Source organism: Allobosea sp. Root483D1 (assembly GCF_001429505.1).
Lineage (GTDB): Bacteria > Pseudomonadota > Alphaproteobacteria > Rhizobiales > Beijerinckiaceae > Allobosea.
On the sequence record NZ_LMJW01000001.1, the window covers coordinates 359,248 to 376,802 of the forward strand.

General features: G+C 65.0%; 15 protein-coding genes. 7 read left to right on the forward strand and 8 right to left on the reverse strand.

Annotated features, from left to right (window positions below; all coding sequences use genetic code 11):
* The first annotated feature begins 248 nt into the window (after window positions 1-248).
* The 3 genes from ASE66_RS01760 (at window position 249) to ASE66_RS01770 (ending at window position 4,198) form a co-directional block, all read left to right on the forward strand.
* Window positions 249-1,271 (forward strand): LLM class flavin-dependent oxidoreductase, encoded by a 1,023-nt coding sequence (locus ASE66_RS01760; RefSeq protein ID WP_057187850.1) that lies wholly within the window; start codon window positions 249-251, stop codon window positions 1,269-1,271.
* Window positions 1,272-1,530: 259 nt separating this feature from the next.
* Window positions 1,531-3,513: an alkyl/aryl-sulfatase gene (locus ASE66_RS01765; protein WP_057187851.1), complete on the forward strand. Its 1,983-nt coding sequence runs from the start codon at window positions 1,531-1,533 to the stop codon at window positions 3,511-3,513.
* 64 nt (window positions 3,514-3,577) lie between these two features.
* Complete coding sequence (locus tag ASE66_RS01770; protein ID WP_057187852.1) at window positions 3,578-4,198, forward strand: SCP2 sterol-binding domain-containing protein; 621 nt, start codon at window positions 3,578-3,580, stop codon at window positions 4,196-4,198.
* 754 nt (window positions 4,199-4,952) lie between these two features.
* Here the strand turns inward: ASE66_RS01770 and rnhA are convergent.
* Genes rnhA through ispH form a run of 3 tightly spaced genes read right to left on the reverse strand, consistent with a single transcriptional unit; the run spans window position 4,953 to window position 7,340 of the window.
* On the reverse strand, window positions 4,953-5,399 hold the full coding sequence (gene rnhA, locus ASE66_RS01780) for a ribonuclease HI (RefSeq protein ID WP_057187854.1): 447 nt from the start codon (window positions 5,397-5,399) through the stop codon (window positions 4,953-4,955).
* A complete protein-coding gene (locus ASE66_RS01785; protein WP_057187855.1) occupies window positions 5,396-6,361 on the reverse strand; it encodes a homoserine kinase in 966 nt (321 codons plus the stop codon). The genes rnhA and ASE66_RS01785 overlap by 4 nt, the downstream gene beginning before the upstream one ends.
* Window positions 6,362-6,368: 7 nt before the next feature.
* Window positions 6,369-7,340, reverse strand: a complete 972-nt coding sequence (gene ispH / locus ASE66_RS01790; protein ID WP_057187856.1) for a 4-hydroxy-3-methylbut-2-enyl diphosphate reductase — start codon at window positions 7,338-7,340, stop codon at window positions 6,369-6,371.
* 189 nt (window positions 7,341-7,529) lie between these two features.
* On the opposite strand from ispH, the gene ASE66_RS01795 reads away from it, so the two are divergent.
* The 3 genes from ASE66_RS01795 (at window position 7,530) to ASE66_RS01805 (ending at window position 11,824) form a co-directional block, all read left to right on the forward strand.
* Window positions 7,530-9,395, forward strand: a complete 1,866-nt coding sequence (locus tag ASE66_RS01795) for a monovalent cation:proton antiporter-2 (CPA2) family protein (protein ID WP_057187857.1) — start codon at window positions 7,530-7,532, stop codon at window positions 9,393-9,395.
* The gene (locus ASE66_RS01800) at window positions 9,392-10,765 is read left to right on the forward strand and encodes an MATE family efflux transporter (RefSeq protein ID WP_057187858.1); all 1,374 of its coding nucleotides are present in this window, start codon (window positions 9,392-9,394) and stop codon (window positions 10,763-10,765) included. The genes ASE66_RS01795 and ASE66_RS01800 overlap by 4 nt, the downstream gene beginning before the upstream one ends.
* Before the next feature lie 165 nt (window positions 10,766-10,930).
* Window positions 10,931-11,824 carry a DUF937 domain-containing protein gene (locus tag ASE66_RS01805; RefSeq protein WP_057187859.1) on the forward strand — a complete coding sequence of 298 codons (894 nt, stop codon included), beginning with the start codon at window positions 10,931-10,933 and terminating at the stop codon, window positions 11,822-11,824.
* Window positions 11,825-11,884: 60 nt separating this feature from the next.
* Here the strand turns inward: ASE66_RS01805 and ASE66_RS01810 are convergent, their stop codons facing one another.
* Together ASE66_RS01810 and ASE66_RS01815 are read right to left on the reverse strand one after the other, a co-directional pair.
* Window positions 11,885-13,771 carry a methyl-accepting chemotaxis protein gene (locus tag ASE66_RS01810; protein WP_082613127.1) on the reverse strand — a complete coding sequence of 629 codons (1,887 nt, stop codon included), beginning with the start codon at window positions 13,769-13,771 and terminating at the stop codon, window positions 11,885-11,887.
* Window positions 13,772-13,960: 189 nt separating this feature from the next.
* On the reverse strand, window positions 13,961-14,326 hold the full coding sequence (locus ASE66_RS01815; RefSeq protein ID WP_057187861.1) for a DUF1127 domain-containing protein: 366 nt from the start codon (window positions 14,324-14,326) through the stop codon (window positions 13,961-13,963).
* 168 nt (window positions 14,327-14,494) lie between these two features.
* Here ASE66_RS01815 and ASE66_RS01820 point away from each other — a divergent pair, with 168 nt between their 5' ends.
* Window positions 14,495-15,376, forward strand: coding sequence for a LysR substrate-binding domain-containing protein (locus ASE66_RS01820; RefSeq protein WP_057187862.1), 882 nt, complete (start codon window positions 14,495-14,497; stop codon window positions 15,374-15,376).
* Between the two features lie 14 nt (window positions 15,377-15,390).
* Here ASE66_RS01820 and ASE66_RS01825 read toward each other — a convergent pair whose 3' ends face one another.
* From ASE66_RS01825 to ASE66_RS01835, 3 genes are read right to left on the reverse strand one after another with little or no spacing between them, the layout of a single operon-like run.
* Window positions 15,391-15,933, reverse strand: a complete 543-nt coding sequence (locus tag ASE66_RS01825) for a TadE/TadG family type IV pilus assembly protein (RefSeq protein WP_057187863.1) — start codon at window positions 15,931-15,933, stop codon at window positions 15,391-15,393.
* Complete coding sequence (locus tag ASE66_RS01830; RefSeq protein WP_057187864.1) at window positions 15,933-16,439, reverse strand: TadE/TadG family type IV pilus assembly protein; 507 nt, start codon at window positions 16,437-16,439, stop codon at window positions 15,933-15,935. Before ASE66_RS01830 ends, ASE66_RS01825 begins: the two co-directional genes overlap by 1 nt.
* Entirely contained in the window at window positions 16,430-17,524 is a 1,095-nt protein-coding gene (locus ASE66_RS01835; protein ID WP_057187865.1) for a TadE/TadG family type IV pilus assembly protein, read from the reverse strand. Before ASE66_RS01835 ends, ASE66_RS01830 begins: the two co-directional genes overlap by 10 nt.
* Between the last annotated feature and the right edge of the window lie 31 nt (window positions 17,525-17,555).

Below are 17,555 nucleotides of genomic sequence, written 5' to 3' on the forward strand. Positions count from 1 at the left end.
AGGCAGGGTCGAAATGCGGTTCTGAGGGAGACGGCGGCGCCTACCGGCAGCCACCGGCGCGAGCCGGCAGGCAGCCACGCAAGAGCCCGGAGATTGCATCGCGGCATTGGCGTCTGTGCATGAACGCCACGGCGCGACCGTGAATCCTGCCTATATGCCGGTGGCACACGCCCGGCGGCGATGGCCGCTCGGGCGTTTCCTTGCCGCGGAACAGCTCCGCACTCTCGGTCGTTCACAGGCGTCACGCGATGAAAAAGATCGGCTTCCTGTCCTTCGGACATTGGACCCCCTCGCCGCAATCCCAGACCCACTCGGCGAGCGACACGCTGCTGCAGTCGATCGATCTTGCCGTCGCGGCCGAAGAACTGGGGGCTGATGGCGCCTATTTCAGGGTGCACCACTTCGCCCGCCAGCTCGCCTCGCCCTTCCCGCTGCTGGCCGCGATCGGCGCCAGGACCAAGCGCATCGAGATCGGCACCGCCGTGATCGACATGCGCTATGAGAACCCGCTCTACATGGCCGAGGATGCGGGCTCGGCCGACCTGATCGCCGGCGGGCGGCTGCAGCTCGGCATCAGCCGTGGCTCGCCCGAGCAGGTCATCGATGGCTGGCGCCATTTCGGCTACCAGCCGGCGGAGGGGCAGAGCGATGCCGACATGGCGCGCCGCCACACCGAGGTCTTCCTCGACGTCCTGCGCGGCGAGGGTTTCGCGCGCCCCAATCCGCGCCCGATGTTTCCGAACCCGCCCGGCCTGCTGCGGCTGGAGCCGCATTCGGAAGGGCTGCGCGAGCGCATCTGGTGGGGCGCCTCCTCCGACGCGACCGCCGTCTGGGCGGCGAAGGCCGGCATGAACCTGCAGAGCTCGACGCTGAAGACCGACGAGAGCGGCGAGCCCTTCCACATCCAGCAGGCCAAGCAGATCCGTCTCTTCAGGCAGGCCTGGAAGGAGGCCGGTCACACGCGCGAACCGCGCGTCTCGGTCAGCCGCAGCATCTTCGCTTTGGTCGACGACCGCGACCGCGCCTATTTCGGCCAAGGCAACCAGGGCGACGATTCGATCGGCTACATCGACGACAACACGCGCGCGATCTTCGGGCGCAGCTACGCGGCCGAACCCGACAAGCTGATCGAGGAGCTGAAACGGGACGAGGCGATCGCCGAAGCCGACACACTGCTGCTGACGGTGCCGAACCAATTGGGCGTCGACTACAACGCCCATGTCATCGAGGCGATCCTGAAGCATGTCGCGCCTGGACTCGGCTGGCGCTGAGGGGGCGGCGCTGCGGCGCCGGAGAGAACGGGATACCGGTCTGATGGTTCCACTTCCGACCCAACTCGGACAGTCAGCGCGTCCGCTTGCGGCCATTACCAGGGGTTATTTGCCCTCTGACGCTGCGGCATAGACGTCATGCCTTCTGCGATTACATTCACGGCTGACTCTCGGAGGCATCTCCGATAGCATCGCGGCGTCACGCAAACGAGGAATAGCAGATCGATATTGATAAATTTATCCAAATTCGGAGGGAATAATGAGCATCCGTCACTCCCTAGCCGTATTCGGACTATCGATCGGTATACTTAGCGCGACGGCAGTCGCACAACAGCCGCAGCCAACAGCGCCCAAGCCCGCAACGGAAGCCACCAAAGCCGCCAACCGCGCGCTTCAGCAGAGCCTCAACTTCAACGACAGACAAGATTTTGAAGATGCGACGCGGGGGTTGATCGCAAAACCCGATACCCTCACGATCAAGAACGACAAAGGCGCCGTCGTTTGGGACCTTGAGCAGTACAAGGCGTTCATCGCCGTCGATAAGCCGGCGCCGGACAGCGTGAATCCCAGCCTCTGGCGCAATGCCCAGCTCAACATGCAGTACGGGCTGTTCCGCGTCACCGACAACATCTTCCAGGTCAGGGGCTATGACCTCTCCAACATCACGTTCATCAAGGGCGATACCGGCTGGATCGTCTTCGACCCGCTGATCTCGGCCGAAACGGCCAAGGCGGCGTATCAGCTCGTCACGCAGCACCTCGGCAATCGACCGATCCATGCGGTCATCTACAGCCATTCGCACGTCGACCATTACGGCGGTGTCCGCGGTATCATCGACGAGGCCGATGTGAAGGCCGGCAAGGTCCAGGTTCTGGCGCCGGAGCACTTCAGCGAACACGCGATCAGTGAAAACGTCATCGCCGGCAACGCGATGAGCCGTCGCGCCGTCTACATGTATGGCGCGGTCCTGCCGCGCAACGACAAGGGCGGCGTGAACGGTGGCCTCGGTCAAACGACTTCCGTCGGAACCTCGACGCTGATCGAGCCCAGCCGGGAGATCAAGAAGACCGGCGAAGAGGTGACAATCGATGGCGTGAAGATGGTGTTCCAGATGACTCCCGGAACGGAAGCTCCGGCGGAGATGAACACGTACTTCCCGCAGTTCCGGGCCATGTGGATGGCCGAGAACTCAACCAACACCCTGCACAACTTCCTGACGCTCCGAGGCGCCCAGGTCCGTGACCCGCTCAAATGGGCGAGTTACCTGAACGAGACCATCGAGCTCTATGGCGACAAGGTCGACGTCAAATTCCAGGCTCACCACTGGCCGATCTGGGGCAATGACAGGATCATCCCGTACTGGAAAAACTACCGCGACCTCTACAAGTACCTGCACGACCAGTCGGTGCGCTTGATGAACATGGGCTACACCGGGGTCGAGATCTCCAACATGGTCAAGCCGCCACCGGAGCTGGAGAAGCAGTGGTACAACCGCGGCTATTACGGCTCCTATAAGCACAACACCCGCGCCGTCTATCAGCGCTACATGGGCTTCTACGACGGCAACCCGACGACGCTCGATCAATTGCCTCCGGAGGAAGCTGCCAAGAAGTACGTCGAGTATATGGGCGGCGCGGCCGCCATCCTGCAAAAAGCCAAGGCCGACTACGACAAGGGCGAGTATCGCTGGGTTGCCGAAGCGTTGAAGCAGATCGTCTTCACCGATCCGAATAATAGGGACGCCAAGGAACTGCTGGCGGATTCCTATGAGCAGATGGGCTACCAGTCCGAGTCTGGGCCTTGGCGGGCGATCTACCTCCAGGGCGCCCTAGAGCTGCGCAATGGCGTGCCCAACCTTCAGGTCGCGGTGACCGCCAGCCCCGACACCATCCGTGCCATGCCGCCCGAGATGCTGTTCGACTATCTCGGCGTCCGGCTCAACGGCGAGCGCGCCTCCGGGAAGAACTTCACTTTGCATCTCGATTTCACCGACCTAAAGCAGCACTACGTGTTGACGGTCGCAAACGGGACTCTCAACTACTCGACAAAGGTTCCGGCGCAGACCGATTCCAAGCTGACGCTGACCAAGGCCACGCTCGACAAGATCCAGCTCAAGGAAACGACCCTGGAGCAGGCCATCGCCGCGGGCGACCTGAAGGTCGAAGGCAAGCGCGAAACGCTCGGGGAGTTCATCGGTTTGCTCGATAACTTCCCGTTCTGGTTCAACATCGTCACTCCGTGACGGCGTGGCGGGGCGTTAGGGTGGTCAGCCCTGCGCCCCGTTCGCCTTTTGATGGGAGGCTTCCATGACGAAACGGACCAACCCCTTCATTGCGCTCGGCTTTGCCACGGTTATCGTCGGAGGTAGCGTGGGATCGGCGACGGCTTGCGGCTTCGACGGGATATTGCTGAACGGCTTCGACGCCCTGCATCCCAAGTCGATCGATGTCTCAATCGCGATCCGAAACGCCTACGAGGCGGGCATTGTCGATAAGAGCGCAATTCAGCCGATTACGCCCGGCTCCGCTGGTTACTGGCGTGCCGTCGGTCACCTGACCGATCTTCAACGCTGGCTGAGCTTCGACGAACTGAGCCGGGAGCGACCTACCATTTCGGTGCTTTTGGTCGATTCCGGCCTTTGGTCACGGATCACCGGCACGGGCCCCCAAAGCCTTCAGGTCCATACCGCAGGCGCTCAAGACAACGACGTTATCCTCCTCACAAACGAGGCTGTCCTCGTCGCGATCCTAGAGCGGCGTCTGTCGCCCGACCTGGCGCTCGAGCAAGGACTGCTCCGCATCGAGGGGAGCGCTCCCACTGCCGAAAGCGTTCGACAGGCGATCCGCAGGACGGCAGGGACCTCGGACAGCGCGGCAACGGGCGCAGCTGCTCGGATCGCGCCGTTCTTCAAAGTAACGAAGCAATGACAAGTTTTTGACGGCAGGGGGCGAAATCAAGTCGATCATTGAAGGAGAAGAACCATGAGATCGATCCGTATCCTGACCGCCGCACTTGGCATCGGCCTGTTCGCATCAGTTGAGGTTTCCGCAGGAGTGTTTGTGACGCCCACGCTAAAGCTCGCTGCCCCCGAACTGATCGAAACAGTCCAGTTCCGACGGGGAGGAGCCGTCAGGGGGGGCCGGGCGATCGGAGCAAGGGGCGGTTTCGCTCATCGGGGTTTCGCAGCCCGTGGACCGCGCGGTGCCATTGCCGGAAGAGGTTACGTCGCGCGAGGTCCCCGCGGCGCAATCGCCGGTCGCGGATACGTGGCCCGGGGCCCGAGGGGGAATGTGGTCGCGCGACGCGGCGTCGTCGCCCGGCCGGGTTATCGTCCGGTTGGGCCATGGGTCCGCCCCGCAAACTACTGGTGGCATCCCGGCATGGCCGTTGTCTCGGGCGCGGCGATCGGCTTCGTCACCGCTGCTGCGGCCAACGCCTACGTCAATTCGCAACCGCCGGCGCCGGGCTATTGCTGGTACTACACGAACTCGCAACGCACCCAAGGGTTCTGGGACGTTTGCCCCTAAGCGACCGTGCGCTTGTTGAACCCCTCGTGTTCCTCGACTGCGTGAAGAGGGTAAGGGCAAAAATCGAAGAAGAAGCAAGCGTCCGCTTTCGGGCATGGACGTTATGTCCCGAAACCACTCTCAGCTGCCGCTGAGACAGCAGCCCGCCGCCTCCTCACCGCCCTGGCTTGAACGGCGCCATGCCGGCGCGCGCCAGGGCGTCGGCGCGCTCGTTCATCTCGTCGCCGGCATGGCCCTTGACCCATTTCCACTCGATCTTGTGCTGCTTCAGCGCGGCATCGAGGCGCTTCCAGAGCTCCTCGTTCTTGACCGGCTTGCGGTCGGCGGTCTTCCAGCCGTTCTTCTTCCAGCCATGGATCCAGCTGGTGATGCCCTGGCGCAGATACTGGCTGTCGGTGTGGAGCGCGACGGTGCAGGGCCGGGTCAGCGTCTCCAGCGCCGCGATCGCCCCCATGAGCTCCATGCGGTTGTTGGTGGTCTGCGCCTCGCCGCCGGAGAGCTCGCGGTCCGTGCCCTTGTAGCTGAGGATCGCGCCCCAGCCGCCCGGGCCGGGATTTCCCGAGCAGGCGCCGTCCGTCCAGACTTCAACAGTGTCACTCATCGTCTCAATCCGTATTCGCGTGCATCCGAAACCCGCTGATGGAAAGCGAGCTTGCGGTCGTATTCGAGCGGATCGAGCGGCTTGACGAACGCACCCGGCGGCACGTTCAGCCAGTCGACCAACCGGGTCAGCAGGAAACGCAGCGCGGAGCCGCGGCAGAGCGCCGGCAGCGCCGCGACCTCGGCGTCCTCCAGCCGGCGCACGCTCTCATAGCCGGCGAGCATCGCCTGGCCCTTGGTCAGGTTGAACGAGGCATCGGCCTCGAAGCACCAGGAATTCAGGCAGATGGCGAGGTCGTAGGCGAAAGCGTCGGTGCAGGCGAAATAGAAGTCGATCAGCCCCGACAGCCTGTCCTTGATGAAGAAGACATTGTTCGGAAACAGGTCGGCATGGATCACGCCGCGCGGCAAATCCTTCGGCCATGAGCGTTCATGGATGTCGATCTCGGCCATGATGCGCCTGGCGAGGCCGGGCGAGACGGTGTCGGCGGCGGCACCGGCGCGTTCGGCCAGCGGCCGCCAGTCGGGCACCGACAGGGAATTGGCCCGTTCCATCGGGAAATCGGCACCCGCCTGATGCAGCAGCGCCAGGCCGCGCCCGAGCTCGGCGCAATGCGTCGCATTCGGACGCCGCACCGACAGCCCGTCCAGGAAGGTCACGATCGCAGCCGGGCGGCCGGCAAGGCGGCCCACAGCCGAACCGTTCAGTGCCTTGACGGGCTGCGGGCAGATCAGCCCGCGCGCCGCCAGATGCTCCATCAGGCCGATGAAGAAAGGCAGGTCGGCGAGATCGACCCGCTCCTCGTACAGCGTCAGGATATAGAAGGCCTTGCTGGTGTGGAGCAGGAAGTTGGAGTTCGAGACACCCTCGGCGATGCCCTTCACCGCGAGGAGGTCGCCGATGCCATAGCTCGCCACGAAGGCAGCCATCTCGTCATCAGGCACTTCGGTATAGACGGCCACGCTGGACTTACTCTGCTGCGGTCGGGGTCGGCTCGCGCAGCTCGCGCGGCAGCGGGAAGAAGACGCTCTCGTCTGCGGTCGAGACCGTCTCGACCGTGACCTCATAGCGCTCGGCGAAGGCGTCGATGATCTCCTCGACCAGCACTTCGGGCGCGCTGGCGCCGGCTGTGATGCCGAGGCGGCGGATATCGCCGAAGAGCGACCAGTCGATCTCGTCGGTGCGCAGGACGAGGCGCGAGATCGGGCAGCCGGCGCGCTCGGCGACCTCGCGCAGGCGCTGCGAGTTCGAGGAATTGGGCGAGCCGACCACGATCAGCCCGTCGACCAAAGGCGCGACGCGCTTGACCGCCTCCTGGCGGTTGGTGGTGGCGTAGCAGATGTCTTCCTTGTGCGGGGCGATCAGCGCCGGAAACCGCGCCTGAAGCGCCTGCACGATCTCACGGGTGTCATCGACCGAGAGCGTGGTCTGCGTGACATAGGCGAGCTCCCTGCCCTCGGGCGGGGTCAGCCGTGCCACATCCTCGCGCGTCTCGATCAGCGTGATCGCGCCTTCCGGCAGCTGCCCCATCGTCCCGATCACCTCGGGATGACCGGCATGGCCGACCAGGAGGATGTGCCGGCCGCGCTTGTGATGGACCTCGGCCTCGCGATGCACCTTGGTGACCAACGGGCAGGTCGCATCGATGGCGAAGAAGTGGCGCGCCTGCGCTTCGGCCGGCACCGATTTCGGCACGCCATGGGCCGAGAAGATCACCGGCCGCGTCGCATCGGGAACCTCGGAGAGCTCGGCGACGAAGACCGCGCCCTTCCGCTTCAGCGACTCGACCACGTATTTGTTGTGCACGATCTCGTGGCGCACGAAGACCGGCGCGCCGTGCAGGGCGAGCGCCTTCTCGACGGCGTCGATCGCCCTGACCACGCCGGCGCAGAAGCCGCGCGGGGCACAGAGCAGGATGTCGAGCGGTGGCTTGGCGGTCACTGGGTGCTGGTTCCGAGATGGTCGCGCCTTCTTTCGATCTGGCGGCTGCGATGTCAAGAAAGCCCGGCGCCGCAGCGCATGGCCGCCGATGCAATGCGCCTCTCGCAGGATGCGGCGACAGGCCCTACATTGCACGCGACCGGCCAGCGCCTCCGCGCGGCCCATCTTCGCTTCAGCACGAGTTCTTGCATGGCCGATGCCGCCTCGCATGCCAGCTATCTGCCGCCGATCCTGACTTTCTGCGCCGGAGCGGTCATAGCAGTGCCGTTGTTCCGCCGTTTCGGCCTCTCGGCGGTGCTCGGTTATCTCGCCGCCGGCGTCGCGATCGGTCCCTCGGTGCTCGCCGTGATCAAGGACCCGGATACGATCCGCAGCACCGCGGAGATTGGCGTCGTGCTGCTGCTCTTCCTGGTCGGACTCGAATTGCAGCCGGCGCGACTCTATTCGATGCGCAAGGACATCCTCGGCGCCGGCTTCGCGCAGATGCTGCTGAGCGCGGCGGTAATCGGCGCCGTCGCCTGGAAGCTCGGGCTCAGCCCCGGCGGCGCGCTGGCGGTCGGGCTGGCGCTCGCCCTCTCCGCCACCTCGATCGCGCTGCAACTGCTCGAGGAGCGCGGCGACGGCGCCGAGCCCTATGGCAGGCGCTGCTTCTCCGTCCTGCTGTTCCAGGACATCTCGATCGCCCCGATGCTGGCCCTGCTGCCGCTGCTGGCGACGACCGAGGCCGCCCATGGCGGCGGCTCGGCCAAGGCGCTGACGGGCTTAGGACTTGCCCTGCTCGCCATCGCGGCCGTCGTGCTCGCTGGCCGCTATGCGCTCAATCCCTTCTTCCGCCTGCTGGCCAAGACCGGCGCCAAGGAGGTGATGACGGCGGCCGCCCTGCTGGTCGTTCTCGGCGCGGCGCTGCTGATGGAGCAGGTCGGCCTCTCCATGGCGATGGGCGCCTTCCTCGCCGGCGTGCTGCTGGCGGATTCGCATTTCCGGCATGAGCTCGAAGCCGATATCGAGCCCTTCCGCGGCGTGCTGCTCGGCCTGTTCTTCATGGCGGTCGGCATGTCGATCGACCTCAAGCTGGTCGCCGAGAACGCGCTGCTGCTGGCGCTGGCGGCCCCGCTCCTGGTGCTGTTCAAGATCGCGGCCGCGGCAGCGATCTTGCGCGCTTCCTGTTCCTCGACGAGCGAGGCCATCCGCGCCGGCGCCCTGCTCTCTCCGGCCGGCGAGTTCGCCTTCGTGCTGCTGCCGCTCGGGGCCTCGCTCGGCCTGCTCGACGAGAAACAGGGCGCACTCGCGACGGCGATCGCCGCGCTCAGCATGCTGATCGGCCCGATCGCCGCCAAATTGATCGACCTCTGGCTTGCCGCCAACGCACCGCCTCCGGAGGAGATCGAGGAGACCTTCGACGGCGTCACGCCCTCGGTGCTGGTCATCGGCTTCGGCCGCTTCGGCCAGGTGGTGACGCAGGCGCTGCTGCTGCAGCATCTCGACGTCACCATCATCGATTCCGACATCGAGCGGATTCGGTCCGCCGCCAAGTTCGGCTTCAAGATCTACTATGGCGACGGCACCAGGCTCGACGTCCTGCGTGCCGCCGGCGCCGGCAAGGCCAAGGTGGTCTGCGTCTGCATCGACGACCGGCAGGCGGCGCTGCGCATCGTCGAGATGGCCAAGGTCGAATTCCCGGCCGTTCGCATCCATGCCCGCGCCTATGACCGCGTCCATGCGATGGACCTGATGCGCGCCGATGTCGACTACCAGATGCGCGAGACCTTCGAATCGGCCCTCGGCTTCGGCCGGGTGACGCTGGAGGCGCTCGGCCTGAGCTATGAGGAAGCGAGCTTCGTGATCGAGCATGTGCGCGACCGCGATGCGCAACGCATGGAGATCCAGTTCAACGAGGGCGTCGCCGCAGGCATCGAGAAGGTGCCGCGCGTCACGCCCGAGCCTCTGGTCGCGCCGAAGGGCAAGTCGAAGGCGCTCACCAAGGAGACCCAGGACGTCATCGAGGATGGCGGCGCCGAGGTCGCGGTCGGCGGGGTCGGGGAGCCGGCCGAGTGAACGCACCGCCAAAGCCACAGCAGGCCGTCTTCCTCAGCGGCTCGACCCTGCGCCATGTCGCAGTGATGACATCGACCGCCTCGGTCGGCCTGATCGCGATCTTCGTCGTCGACTTCCTGTCGCTGCTCTACGTCTCGCGCCTCGGCCGGCCCGAGGCGACGGCGGGTGTCGGCTACGCGACGATCGTGCTCTACTTGATGGTCTCCTTCAATGTCGGGCTGATGATCGCAGTGACCGCGCTGACGGCGCGGGCGCTCGGCGCCGGCGATCGCGACGGCGCACGCCGCATGGCCGGCTCGACATTGACGGCCATGACCATCTGCGGCCTGGCCCTGAGCCTCCTGATGCTGCCGCTGCTGCCCTGGCTCTTGCCTAAGCTCGGCGCGCACGGAGAGTCGCTTTCGGTCGCGACCTCCTTCCTGTGGATCACCCTGCCCTCGAATGCCCTGATGGCCCTCGGCATGGGCCTCTCCGGCGTCCTGCGCGCCGTCGGCGACGCCAAGCGGGCGATGTATGTCACCCTGGCCGGCGGCATCGTCACGGCCGGGCTCGACCCCCTGCTGATCTTCGGTCTCGGCCTCGGCCCCGACGGCGCCGCCTGGGCGACCGTGTTCTCGCGCGTCGTCTTCCTCGCCGTCGGCTTCCAGGGCGCGCTTCGCGTGCACAAGATGATCGCGCGCCCGAGCTTTGCCGCGCTCCGCCGTGATGTCAGGCCGACCTTCGCGATCGCGGCCCCGGCGATCCTGACCAATCTCGCCAATCCGATCGCCAATGCCTGCTTCTTCGGCATCATCGCCCGCTTCGGCGACCAGGTGATCGCGGCGAGCGCGATCATCGACCGGCTGGTGCCGGTCGCCTTCGGCGTGCTGTTCGCGCTGTCGGGCGCAGTCGGGCCGATCCTGGCGCAGAACTGGGGGGCACAGCGTTATGACCGCATGCGCCGGGCATTGACCGATTCCGTCGGCTTCGCCGCAGCCTATGTCGCGGTCGCCGGCGTCCTGCTGGCGCTGCTCCGCCACCAGATCAGCGCGCTCTTCGGCACCGGCGGCGAGACAGCCGAGCTCGTCGCCTTCTTCTGCCTGATCGCCGGGCCGATGTGGCTCTTCGTCGGTGCGCTGTTCGTCGCCAATGCCGCCTTCAACAATCTCGGCATGCCGTTCTACTCGACCCTGTTCAGCTGGGGCCGCGCCACGCTCGGCACGGTGCCGCTCGCCTGGCTGGGCGCGCAATATGCCGGGCCCAAGGGCGCGCTCGCCGGGGCGGCACTGGGCGCCGTGCTGTTCGGCATCGCCGCGCTGGTCACCGCCTATCGCGGCATCAGCCGGCTGGAAAGCGCGGCACAGGCCGCTGCCAGGTCGTCGCTTGCCTGACGGCACGCGGCTGCTATCGTTTCCCGGTGGATGAGCGGGCTGGCCCCGCTATAGCATCGGACCGAAAAGTGGAATCCACTTTTCGGAATAATCCGATGCGATAACAATGTGATAGATCATCGTGACCGCGTCCGGTCGGACGCGCGATGATCTCGGGAGCGCGCCATGATGAATCTCTTCGAGATGATGCAATCGGCCCAGAACGGCCAGGCCATGCAGAACCTGGCGCGGCAATACGGTCTCTCGATGCAGCAGACCCAGGCCGCGCTCGATGCGCTGCTGCCGGCCTTCTCGATGGGGCTGCAGCGCCAGACCCAGAACCCCTACGCCTTCGGCAATCTCGCCCAGATGATGACGGCGACGCCGTTCGGCCAGATGTACGACAGCGATGGCGACGGCATCCCCGACCGGGCGATGCCGCTCGGGCAGGACGTGATGAGCCAGCTCTTCGGCTCGAAGGAGGTCGCCAACGCCGTCGCGGCGCAGGCGGCAGCGACCAGCGGCGTCGGCCAGGCGATCCTGAAACAGATGCTGCCGGTGATCGCCTCGATCGTGATGGGCGGCCTGTTCAAATCGGTGAACAATCAGGGCCTCGGCGGCATTCTCGGTCAGTTCGCCGAGATGATGCGCGGCCAGATGCCAGGCATGCAGCCTTCCCCGCAGGCGACCCCCGCCAACCCCTGGGAACAGATCCTTGGCGGCATGTTCGGCGGGCAGAAGCCCCAAGCCGGCCAGGCACAGGGCGGCGGCGGGATGCCCGGCATGCCGACCGACATGGGCGCCATCTTCGGCCAGATCCTCGGCGGCATGTTCGGCGGGACACAGGGGCAAGCCCCGCAGAGCAGCCCGCAGCCGGCGCCGCAATCGCGCCGGCCTGCGCCGGAACCCGAACCGGCCGCGGACGAGGCGCCGCCATCGGGTGAGGCGAGCCCGGGCTCGATCGGGCTCGATGCGCTGAACCAGATGTTCGAGCACGGCCGCCAGGTCCAGGCGGGCCAGCAGGACGCACTGCGCTCGATCTTCGAGACGATGCTCGGCGGCGGCCAGCGCAAAGGCTGATCCATGACAAACGGCCGCCCAGAGGCGGCCGTCCATCAATTCCAGTGATGCCGCTTATGCTCAGGCCCGGCGGCGTTCATCCCATTCGTAAGCGTCGTCTGCGAGCGGCGCACTGGTCTGCGCGAGCGCATCGCCGCTGGTGCGGAAGCTGGCGACCAACTCGTTGAGACGATGGATCTGACCGCTGAGCGAGGTCGCCGAAGCGGCGCTCTCCTCGGCCAGCGCCGCGTTCGCTTGCGTCATCTCATCCATATGGGCCACCGTCTGGCTCATCTCGTCGATGCCGTTCGCCTGCTCGGCCGCCGCGGCCGAGATGTCGGAGACCGTGGCCGAGACCTTCTTCGAAGCCTCGACGATCCGGCTCAGCGCCTCGCCGGCGGCCCGGACCAGCCCGACGCCCTGCTCGACCTCGGTGCCCGACTCGCTGATCAGCCCCTTGATGTCCTTGGCGGCGTCGGCCGAGCGTTGCGCCAGCGTCCTGACCTCGCTGGCGACCACGGCGAAGCCCTTTCCGGCATCGCCGGCACGGGCGGCTTCCACGGCGGCGTTGAGCGCCAGCAGATTTGTCTGGAAGGCGATCTCGTCGATCACCGAGGTGATGTCGGAGATCTTGCGCGAGGTCTGCTCGATCCGCGCCATGGCGTCGACGGCCTGGCTGGCGACGGCCCCGCCATTGACCGCGACGTCCGTCGCCTCGTTGGCGAGCTGGACAGCCTGCCGCGAGGCCTGCGCCGAGGCCTTGACCGAAGCGGCGAGCTGCTCGGTGGTGGCGGCCGTCTGCTCGAGCGAAGACGCCTGCTCCTCGGTGCGCTTCGACAGGTCGTCGGCCCCGGAATTGATCTCGCGCGCGGCGCTGCCAACATCGACCGAGGTTGCCTGGATGGTCGCGATCGTCTGCGCCAGATGGCTGACGGCGGCGTTGAAATCCTGCTTCAGCGCGGCATAGTCCGCGGCTACCTCGTCCTCGACGCGCGCGCTGAGATCGCCTTGGGAGAGACGGGTCAACCCTTCGGCCAAAGCCCTGACCACGACCGCCTGCTCCGCCGCAAGGCGCTGCTGAGCCGCTGCGGCGCTCGTGCGCTCGGTTTCGGCCGCCAGGCGCTGGCGCTCGGCAGCGGCGCGCCCGGCTTCCGTCTCGCTTTCGAGGCGCCGGACGGCTAGGCCGTTTTCCTTGAACACCTGGACTGCCCGGGCCATCTCGCCGACCTCGTCCTTGCGGTCCTGGCCCTCGACCTCGCCGGCATAGTCGCCCTGAGCAATCTGGCCCATGCGAAGCTTGAGCCGCTCCAGCGGCCGCGTAATGGCTGCACCGGTCAGCAGTGCGCCACCGATCAGGCCGAGCAGCGTCCCGGCCAGGCTCAGGCCAATCGCGATCAGCGTGACGTGCTTGGCATCGACGGCGAGCGCCTCCGAGGTCGCCTCGGTATCCTTCTTGATGTCGCCATTCAGCTTGGCCGCCGTATCGACAATCCCGCTGATCGTCTTATCAAGCTGCGACATGATCGAGAGTGCCGGCAGGTCTTCGTCGCGCCCTGCCTGGGCGATGATCTGGTCGATGTCGGACTTGGTCGCCTGCAGGCGGCGGCTGAGTTCGTCGAAACTCTCGGCCCGCTGCGGGAAGCTGATCTTCGCCTCGACCAGCGCCTGGAGCGAAGCCGCATAAGCGGTCTTCACCTCCTCGATGCTGGTCGCATTTTGCTTCATGAACTCGGGATAGGCGATCGCCTGGTAGAGATTGCCAACGATCTCGCCCATCGCAGCCGTGGCGCGAGCCGAGTCGACGATTGCCGTCGCGCGCTGGGAGACCAGATCGGCATAGGTCTTCTCGATCTTGCCGAACTCGAACGCGCCATAGGCGGCCGAACCTATACCGATCGCTCCCATGACCAGCATCGGGATGGCGATCTTAGTCCTGATCCGCAGATCCTGAAAGCGAAGACGACGCATGAAAAACCCCGGGGCGAGGGATCGGGGCGCCGGTCCTGGCGCAATGCGGCGCAAATGTGGTCGAACTTGCTGAATGAAGTGTTACGTTGCGCGCTCAGCGGTCAACTATCGCGGCCAGGTTGCATGTCCGGCACAAAAAAAGGGCGGCAGCCGAAGCCACCGCCCGCAGGGACGCGTCACGCCAAGGGGTCAGGCGTTGCACGCGATCTTGATGTCCTTCGCGCCGGGCCGCGTCGCGGCCTGGATCACCACAGGCCGTCGAAGCCCGGCCTCTCGCCGGCTCGCGGCAGCCGACTGCTGTTGATCCGAGCGGGCCTGCAGCACGCTCGACGGGTCGTTCAGCCAGGACACCGAGAGCGCGCCGTCGATGTCGGAGCGGATGAGGCCGATGTCCTTCAACCCGCGCTCGTCGAGCTCGCTGAGACGCATCACTTCGCGGCGGTGCACGAAGGCGCGCACCAGATTTTTCGTGCCCGTGACCGAATGGGCGGCAGCACGCGCCGCGCCGCCGGAAACGGCTGACAAGGTCTTCGTGACGAAGGTCATGATCAACATGACGGCCTCCTCGGGTTGGACTGGAAACTCGCTCCCCCGCCGCCCCGACGCTGACCGGTATGTGCGGGAGAATGCCCAAACGATAACTCCGCGCTGGTCATCAGCCAAACGAATGGTTATGATGTTTAACACAACCGATCTTGATGACCCTCTGGGAGGAGGCCGGCCATGGCCCATGTGCTCGACGCCGATCAGCTCAAGACCTTCGTCGCCATTTCCGATACCGGCTCCTTCACCCGCGCCGCCGAGATCGTCTTCAAGACGCAATCGGCCGTTTCGATGCAGATGAAGCGGCTGGAGGAACGTGTCGGCCGGCCGCTTTTCGGCCGCGACGGGCGCCATGCCAAGCTGACCGAGGACGGCGAGCGCCTGCTCGACTATGCCCGTCGCATCGTCAGGCTCAACCTCGAATGCGTCGCCAGCTTCACCGAGGCCGATCTCAAGGGCCGCATCCGACTCGGCGTGCCCGACGACTATGCCGACCGCTATTTGCCGGAGATCCTGGCGCGCTTCGCCCGCTCCAATCCGCGCACCGAGGTCACCGTGGTCTGCGAGCCGACGCCGATGCTGGCAGAGCGGATCGGCAGCGGCGATATCGACCTCGCCATCATCACCCATGTCGAGGGGCGCGGCCAGGGCGAGATCATCCGGATCGAGCCGCTGCTCTGGGTGACCTCGGCCCGCCATTGCGTGCACGAGGAGGATCCGCTGCCTCTGGCGCTGGGACGGCCGACCTGCAACTGGCGCCAGGCGGCAGTCGAGGCGCTGGAGAGCAAGGGCCGGCGTTTCCGCGTGCTCTATGCCAGCTGGAACTCGACCGCGGTCGGCGCCGCAGTAGTGGCGGGGCTCGCGGTCTCGGTGCTGCCGGAAAGCGCGGTCAGGCCCGGCATGCGCATCCTGGGGCCGGCCGAAGGCTTCTCGACCCTGCCCTCCTGCAAGATCGGCCTGCTGCGCACAAGGCACGACCCGTCGATCCTGTCGAACGCGCTCGCCGAGCACATCATCCAGAGCCTGGACAACCTGCAGAGCTTCAAGGTGGCGGCGGAGTGAACGGAAGCCGGCGCTTACGGTGCCGGGGGGCGATAACTGAGAACGACTCTGGGCGCGCGAAAATTCTTGGTCGTGAAACCCCAGTCGTTGGCCAGGCCGAGGATGATCGGCTGGTGGGTGTAGGTCGCGAGAACTGCTACGCCCTTATCCTTATTCTCCAGCCTCGCCATCGCGTCGGCATTCATGTCGGACGGTAGATAAGTCATGAATCCGCCGATTTCTTCGACACGATTATTATCCTTGGTGAAGTAAGCCATACCGAGTTGTATCGTCCCGAGATTCGGCGCGATATTCGCGCGGCGCGCATTGATCGCCTCCATGACAGGAATGGCGCAACCAGGCGCGCCTTTGCAAGCAGCCAAAACCTGCGCGACCTCGGCCGCCACTCGGTTTAGATCGCGTTGGATCGTGATCGCCTGAGTGATGTCGACAGCGCCCGAGAGCATCGTGAACATACCCATGCCGATGAGGGCGAACTCAACGGCCGCGACGCCATTCTGATCGCTGATCAGATCACGCTGCTTTGTACGTCGGAACATTCTGACGAACCGTTTCATCACGGCCTCGTATATAGCGCGGCTGCACTGACATGAAGCGTCGGCAGGCCCGGGACGAAGGTCATCACTGGGACCCGTGCCCGGATCAGCATCACCGTCCCGGACGCGCCGGCGACAAAGACCGTTCCTGTGACAGACTGAGCAGCCGCTGAATAACTCGTCAACGGCTGGGTCTCCAATTGAAGATTAGCAGCGCAGTTGTCGAGCGCGATCATCCGCCCGCAGATCTGTGCCGCCACCTGGGAGCGGTTGCCCGCATAGGTCCCCGCCGTTCGGCCGGTCGCAGCCTCCGACACGGCGTCATGGAGATACATCTTTGCCATGAAGGCGAGAGCGAATTGGACGATGCCGAGCATCGAGACAATAAAGATGAGACCTATGAAGGCGAACTCGACTGCGGTCGAGCCAGCAGCATCATTGCGGAATCGCCCAAATCGAGCCGCCAGCCGGTTGTGGCAGGTTCGCGGGGAGCCGTTCCTGGCCATATCGGCGCTCGTCACGGACATGCACTGCTGCAGAAGCGGATGTAGTCGATCAGACCGCCATAGGTATCCTCGCGGCCGGCAGCCTGGAAGAAGATGCGATAGGTCCCCTTGCTCGTGACTTTCAAGGGAATTTTACGCTCTGTCCACCTGTCGGTATGCACGCAGACATCGACCTGATCGGTGCCCTTGTCCACGTCTTTAGAGGGCGTGGTATAACTACTCGACTTCTTCTGGAAAAATACCTCGATCCGGTTGGTCTGAGCTTCCCATTTTGCCGCAGCAAGCTTGGTCCAGACCGAGGTCGCGTCAGTCTTATAGGCGCACAGGGTCTGACCAGCATAATCAGGATTACGGACTCGCGAGATATACCAATAACTTAATTCGTAATTACCAACCTCAAGGTTGGTGAATTCGCGCCACATGTTCGAATTAGTCTTGCAGTTCGTTACGTAACAATGAGAGTCCAACTCAGCGAAGAAATTTCCGAACCGGATTGTATTGGCTGCGAGTTCGGGAATACCGTTGATCTCGATACCGCCTTTGCCGCTTTGTGTCGTCCAGCCATTCCAGTTATTCAGCACAGTCCAGCTGTTAGAGGCGACATTGTGCCCGGTTTCGAAGGATTCCATGAAGAGAACCGTGCCAGGACTACCCCCACCTCCACCTGGCGTACCAAGCACATAATCGCAGCGCCGTTCGACGCGAAGCGCGATTGTATCGTAGCCCACTATACCGCCGAAGGAGTTCGTGCTGGTGGCAGTTGCGACTGCGGTGATGACATTGTTGGCCAATGTGCTCGTCACAGTGACGCCGCTGACGCCAGACTGCGAGACGCCGGTGACCCGGCTTTTGATCTCGGTATTGGCGACCGAAGTGTAGTCCTTCTTCGGATCGGCACCTGTCTTCTGCGACTGCGAGTTAATTTTGAGAGCGGCTTCCCGACAGCCGATCTCGACCTCGCTGGCGATGCGCTGACGGCGCGCCGCCGCCTGGCTGAAATCGATGCCGCCGGCGACCGAGAGCGCGATCACCGGCAAGGACATGCCGAACATCAACGCGCTGACGCCGCGGACATCCTTCAGGAAAGATCGAAACAGGCCGGGCATCGGAGGGCCTCGCAAACGCTACAGGCGAGCA

Excerpts from the sequence above, each read along its gene's own strand:
- ASE66_RS01830 (WP_057187864.1), bottom strand. The coding sequence starts at position 16,439 with ATGTCCGTGACGAGCGCCGATATGGCCAGGAACGGCTCCCCGCGAACC.
- ASE66_RS01765 (WP_057187851.1), top strand. The coding sequence starts at position 1,531 with ATGAGCATCCGTCACTCCCTAGCCGTATTCGGACTATCGATCGGTATA.
- ASE66_RS01835 (WP_057187865.1), bottom strand. The coding sequence starts at position 17,524 with ATGCCCGGCCTGTTTCGATCTTTCCTGAAGGATGTCCGCGGCGTCAGC.
- ASE66_RS01770 (WP_057187852.1), top strand. The coding sequence starts at position 3,578 with ATGACGAAACGGACCAACCCCTTCATTGCGCTCGGCTTTGCCACGGTT.
- ASE66_RS01795 (WP_057187857.1), top strand. The coding sequence starts at position 7,530 with ATGGCCGATGCCGCCTCGCATGCCAGCTATCTGCCGCCGATCCTGACT.
- ASE66_RS01815 (WP_057187861.1), bottom strand. The coding sequence starts at position 14,326 with ATGTTGATCATGACCTTCGTCACGAAGACCTTGTCAGCCGTTTCCGGC.
- ASE66_RS01820 (WP_057187862.1), top strand. The coding sequence starts at position 14,495 with ATGGCCCATGTGCTCGACGCCGATCAGCTCAAGACCTTCGTCGCCATT.
- ASE66_RS01825 (WP_057187863.1), bottom strand. The coding sequence starts at position 15,933 with ATGAAACGGTTCGTCAGAATGTTCCGACGTACAAAGCAGCGTGATCTG.
- ASE66_RS01810 (WP_082613127.1), bottom strand. The coding sequence starts at position 13,771 with ATGCGTCGTCTTCGCTTTCAGGATCTGCGGATCAGGACTAAGATCGCC.
- ASE66_RS01760 (WP_057187850.1), top strand. The coding sequence starts at position 249 with ATGAAAAAGATCGGCTTCCTGTCCTTCGGACATTGGACCCCCTCGCCG.
- rnhA (WP_057187854.1), bottom strand. The coding sequence starts at position 5,399 with ATGAGTGACACTGTTGAAGTCTGGACGGACGGCGCCTGCTCGGGAAAT.
- ASE66_RS01805 (WP_057187859.1), top strand. The coding sequence starts at position 10,931 with ATGATGAATCTCTTCGAGATGATGCAATCGGCCCAGAACGGCCAGGCC.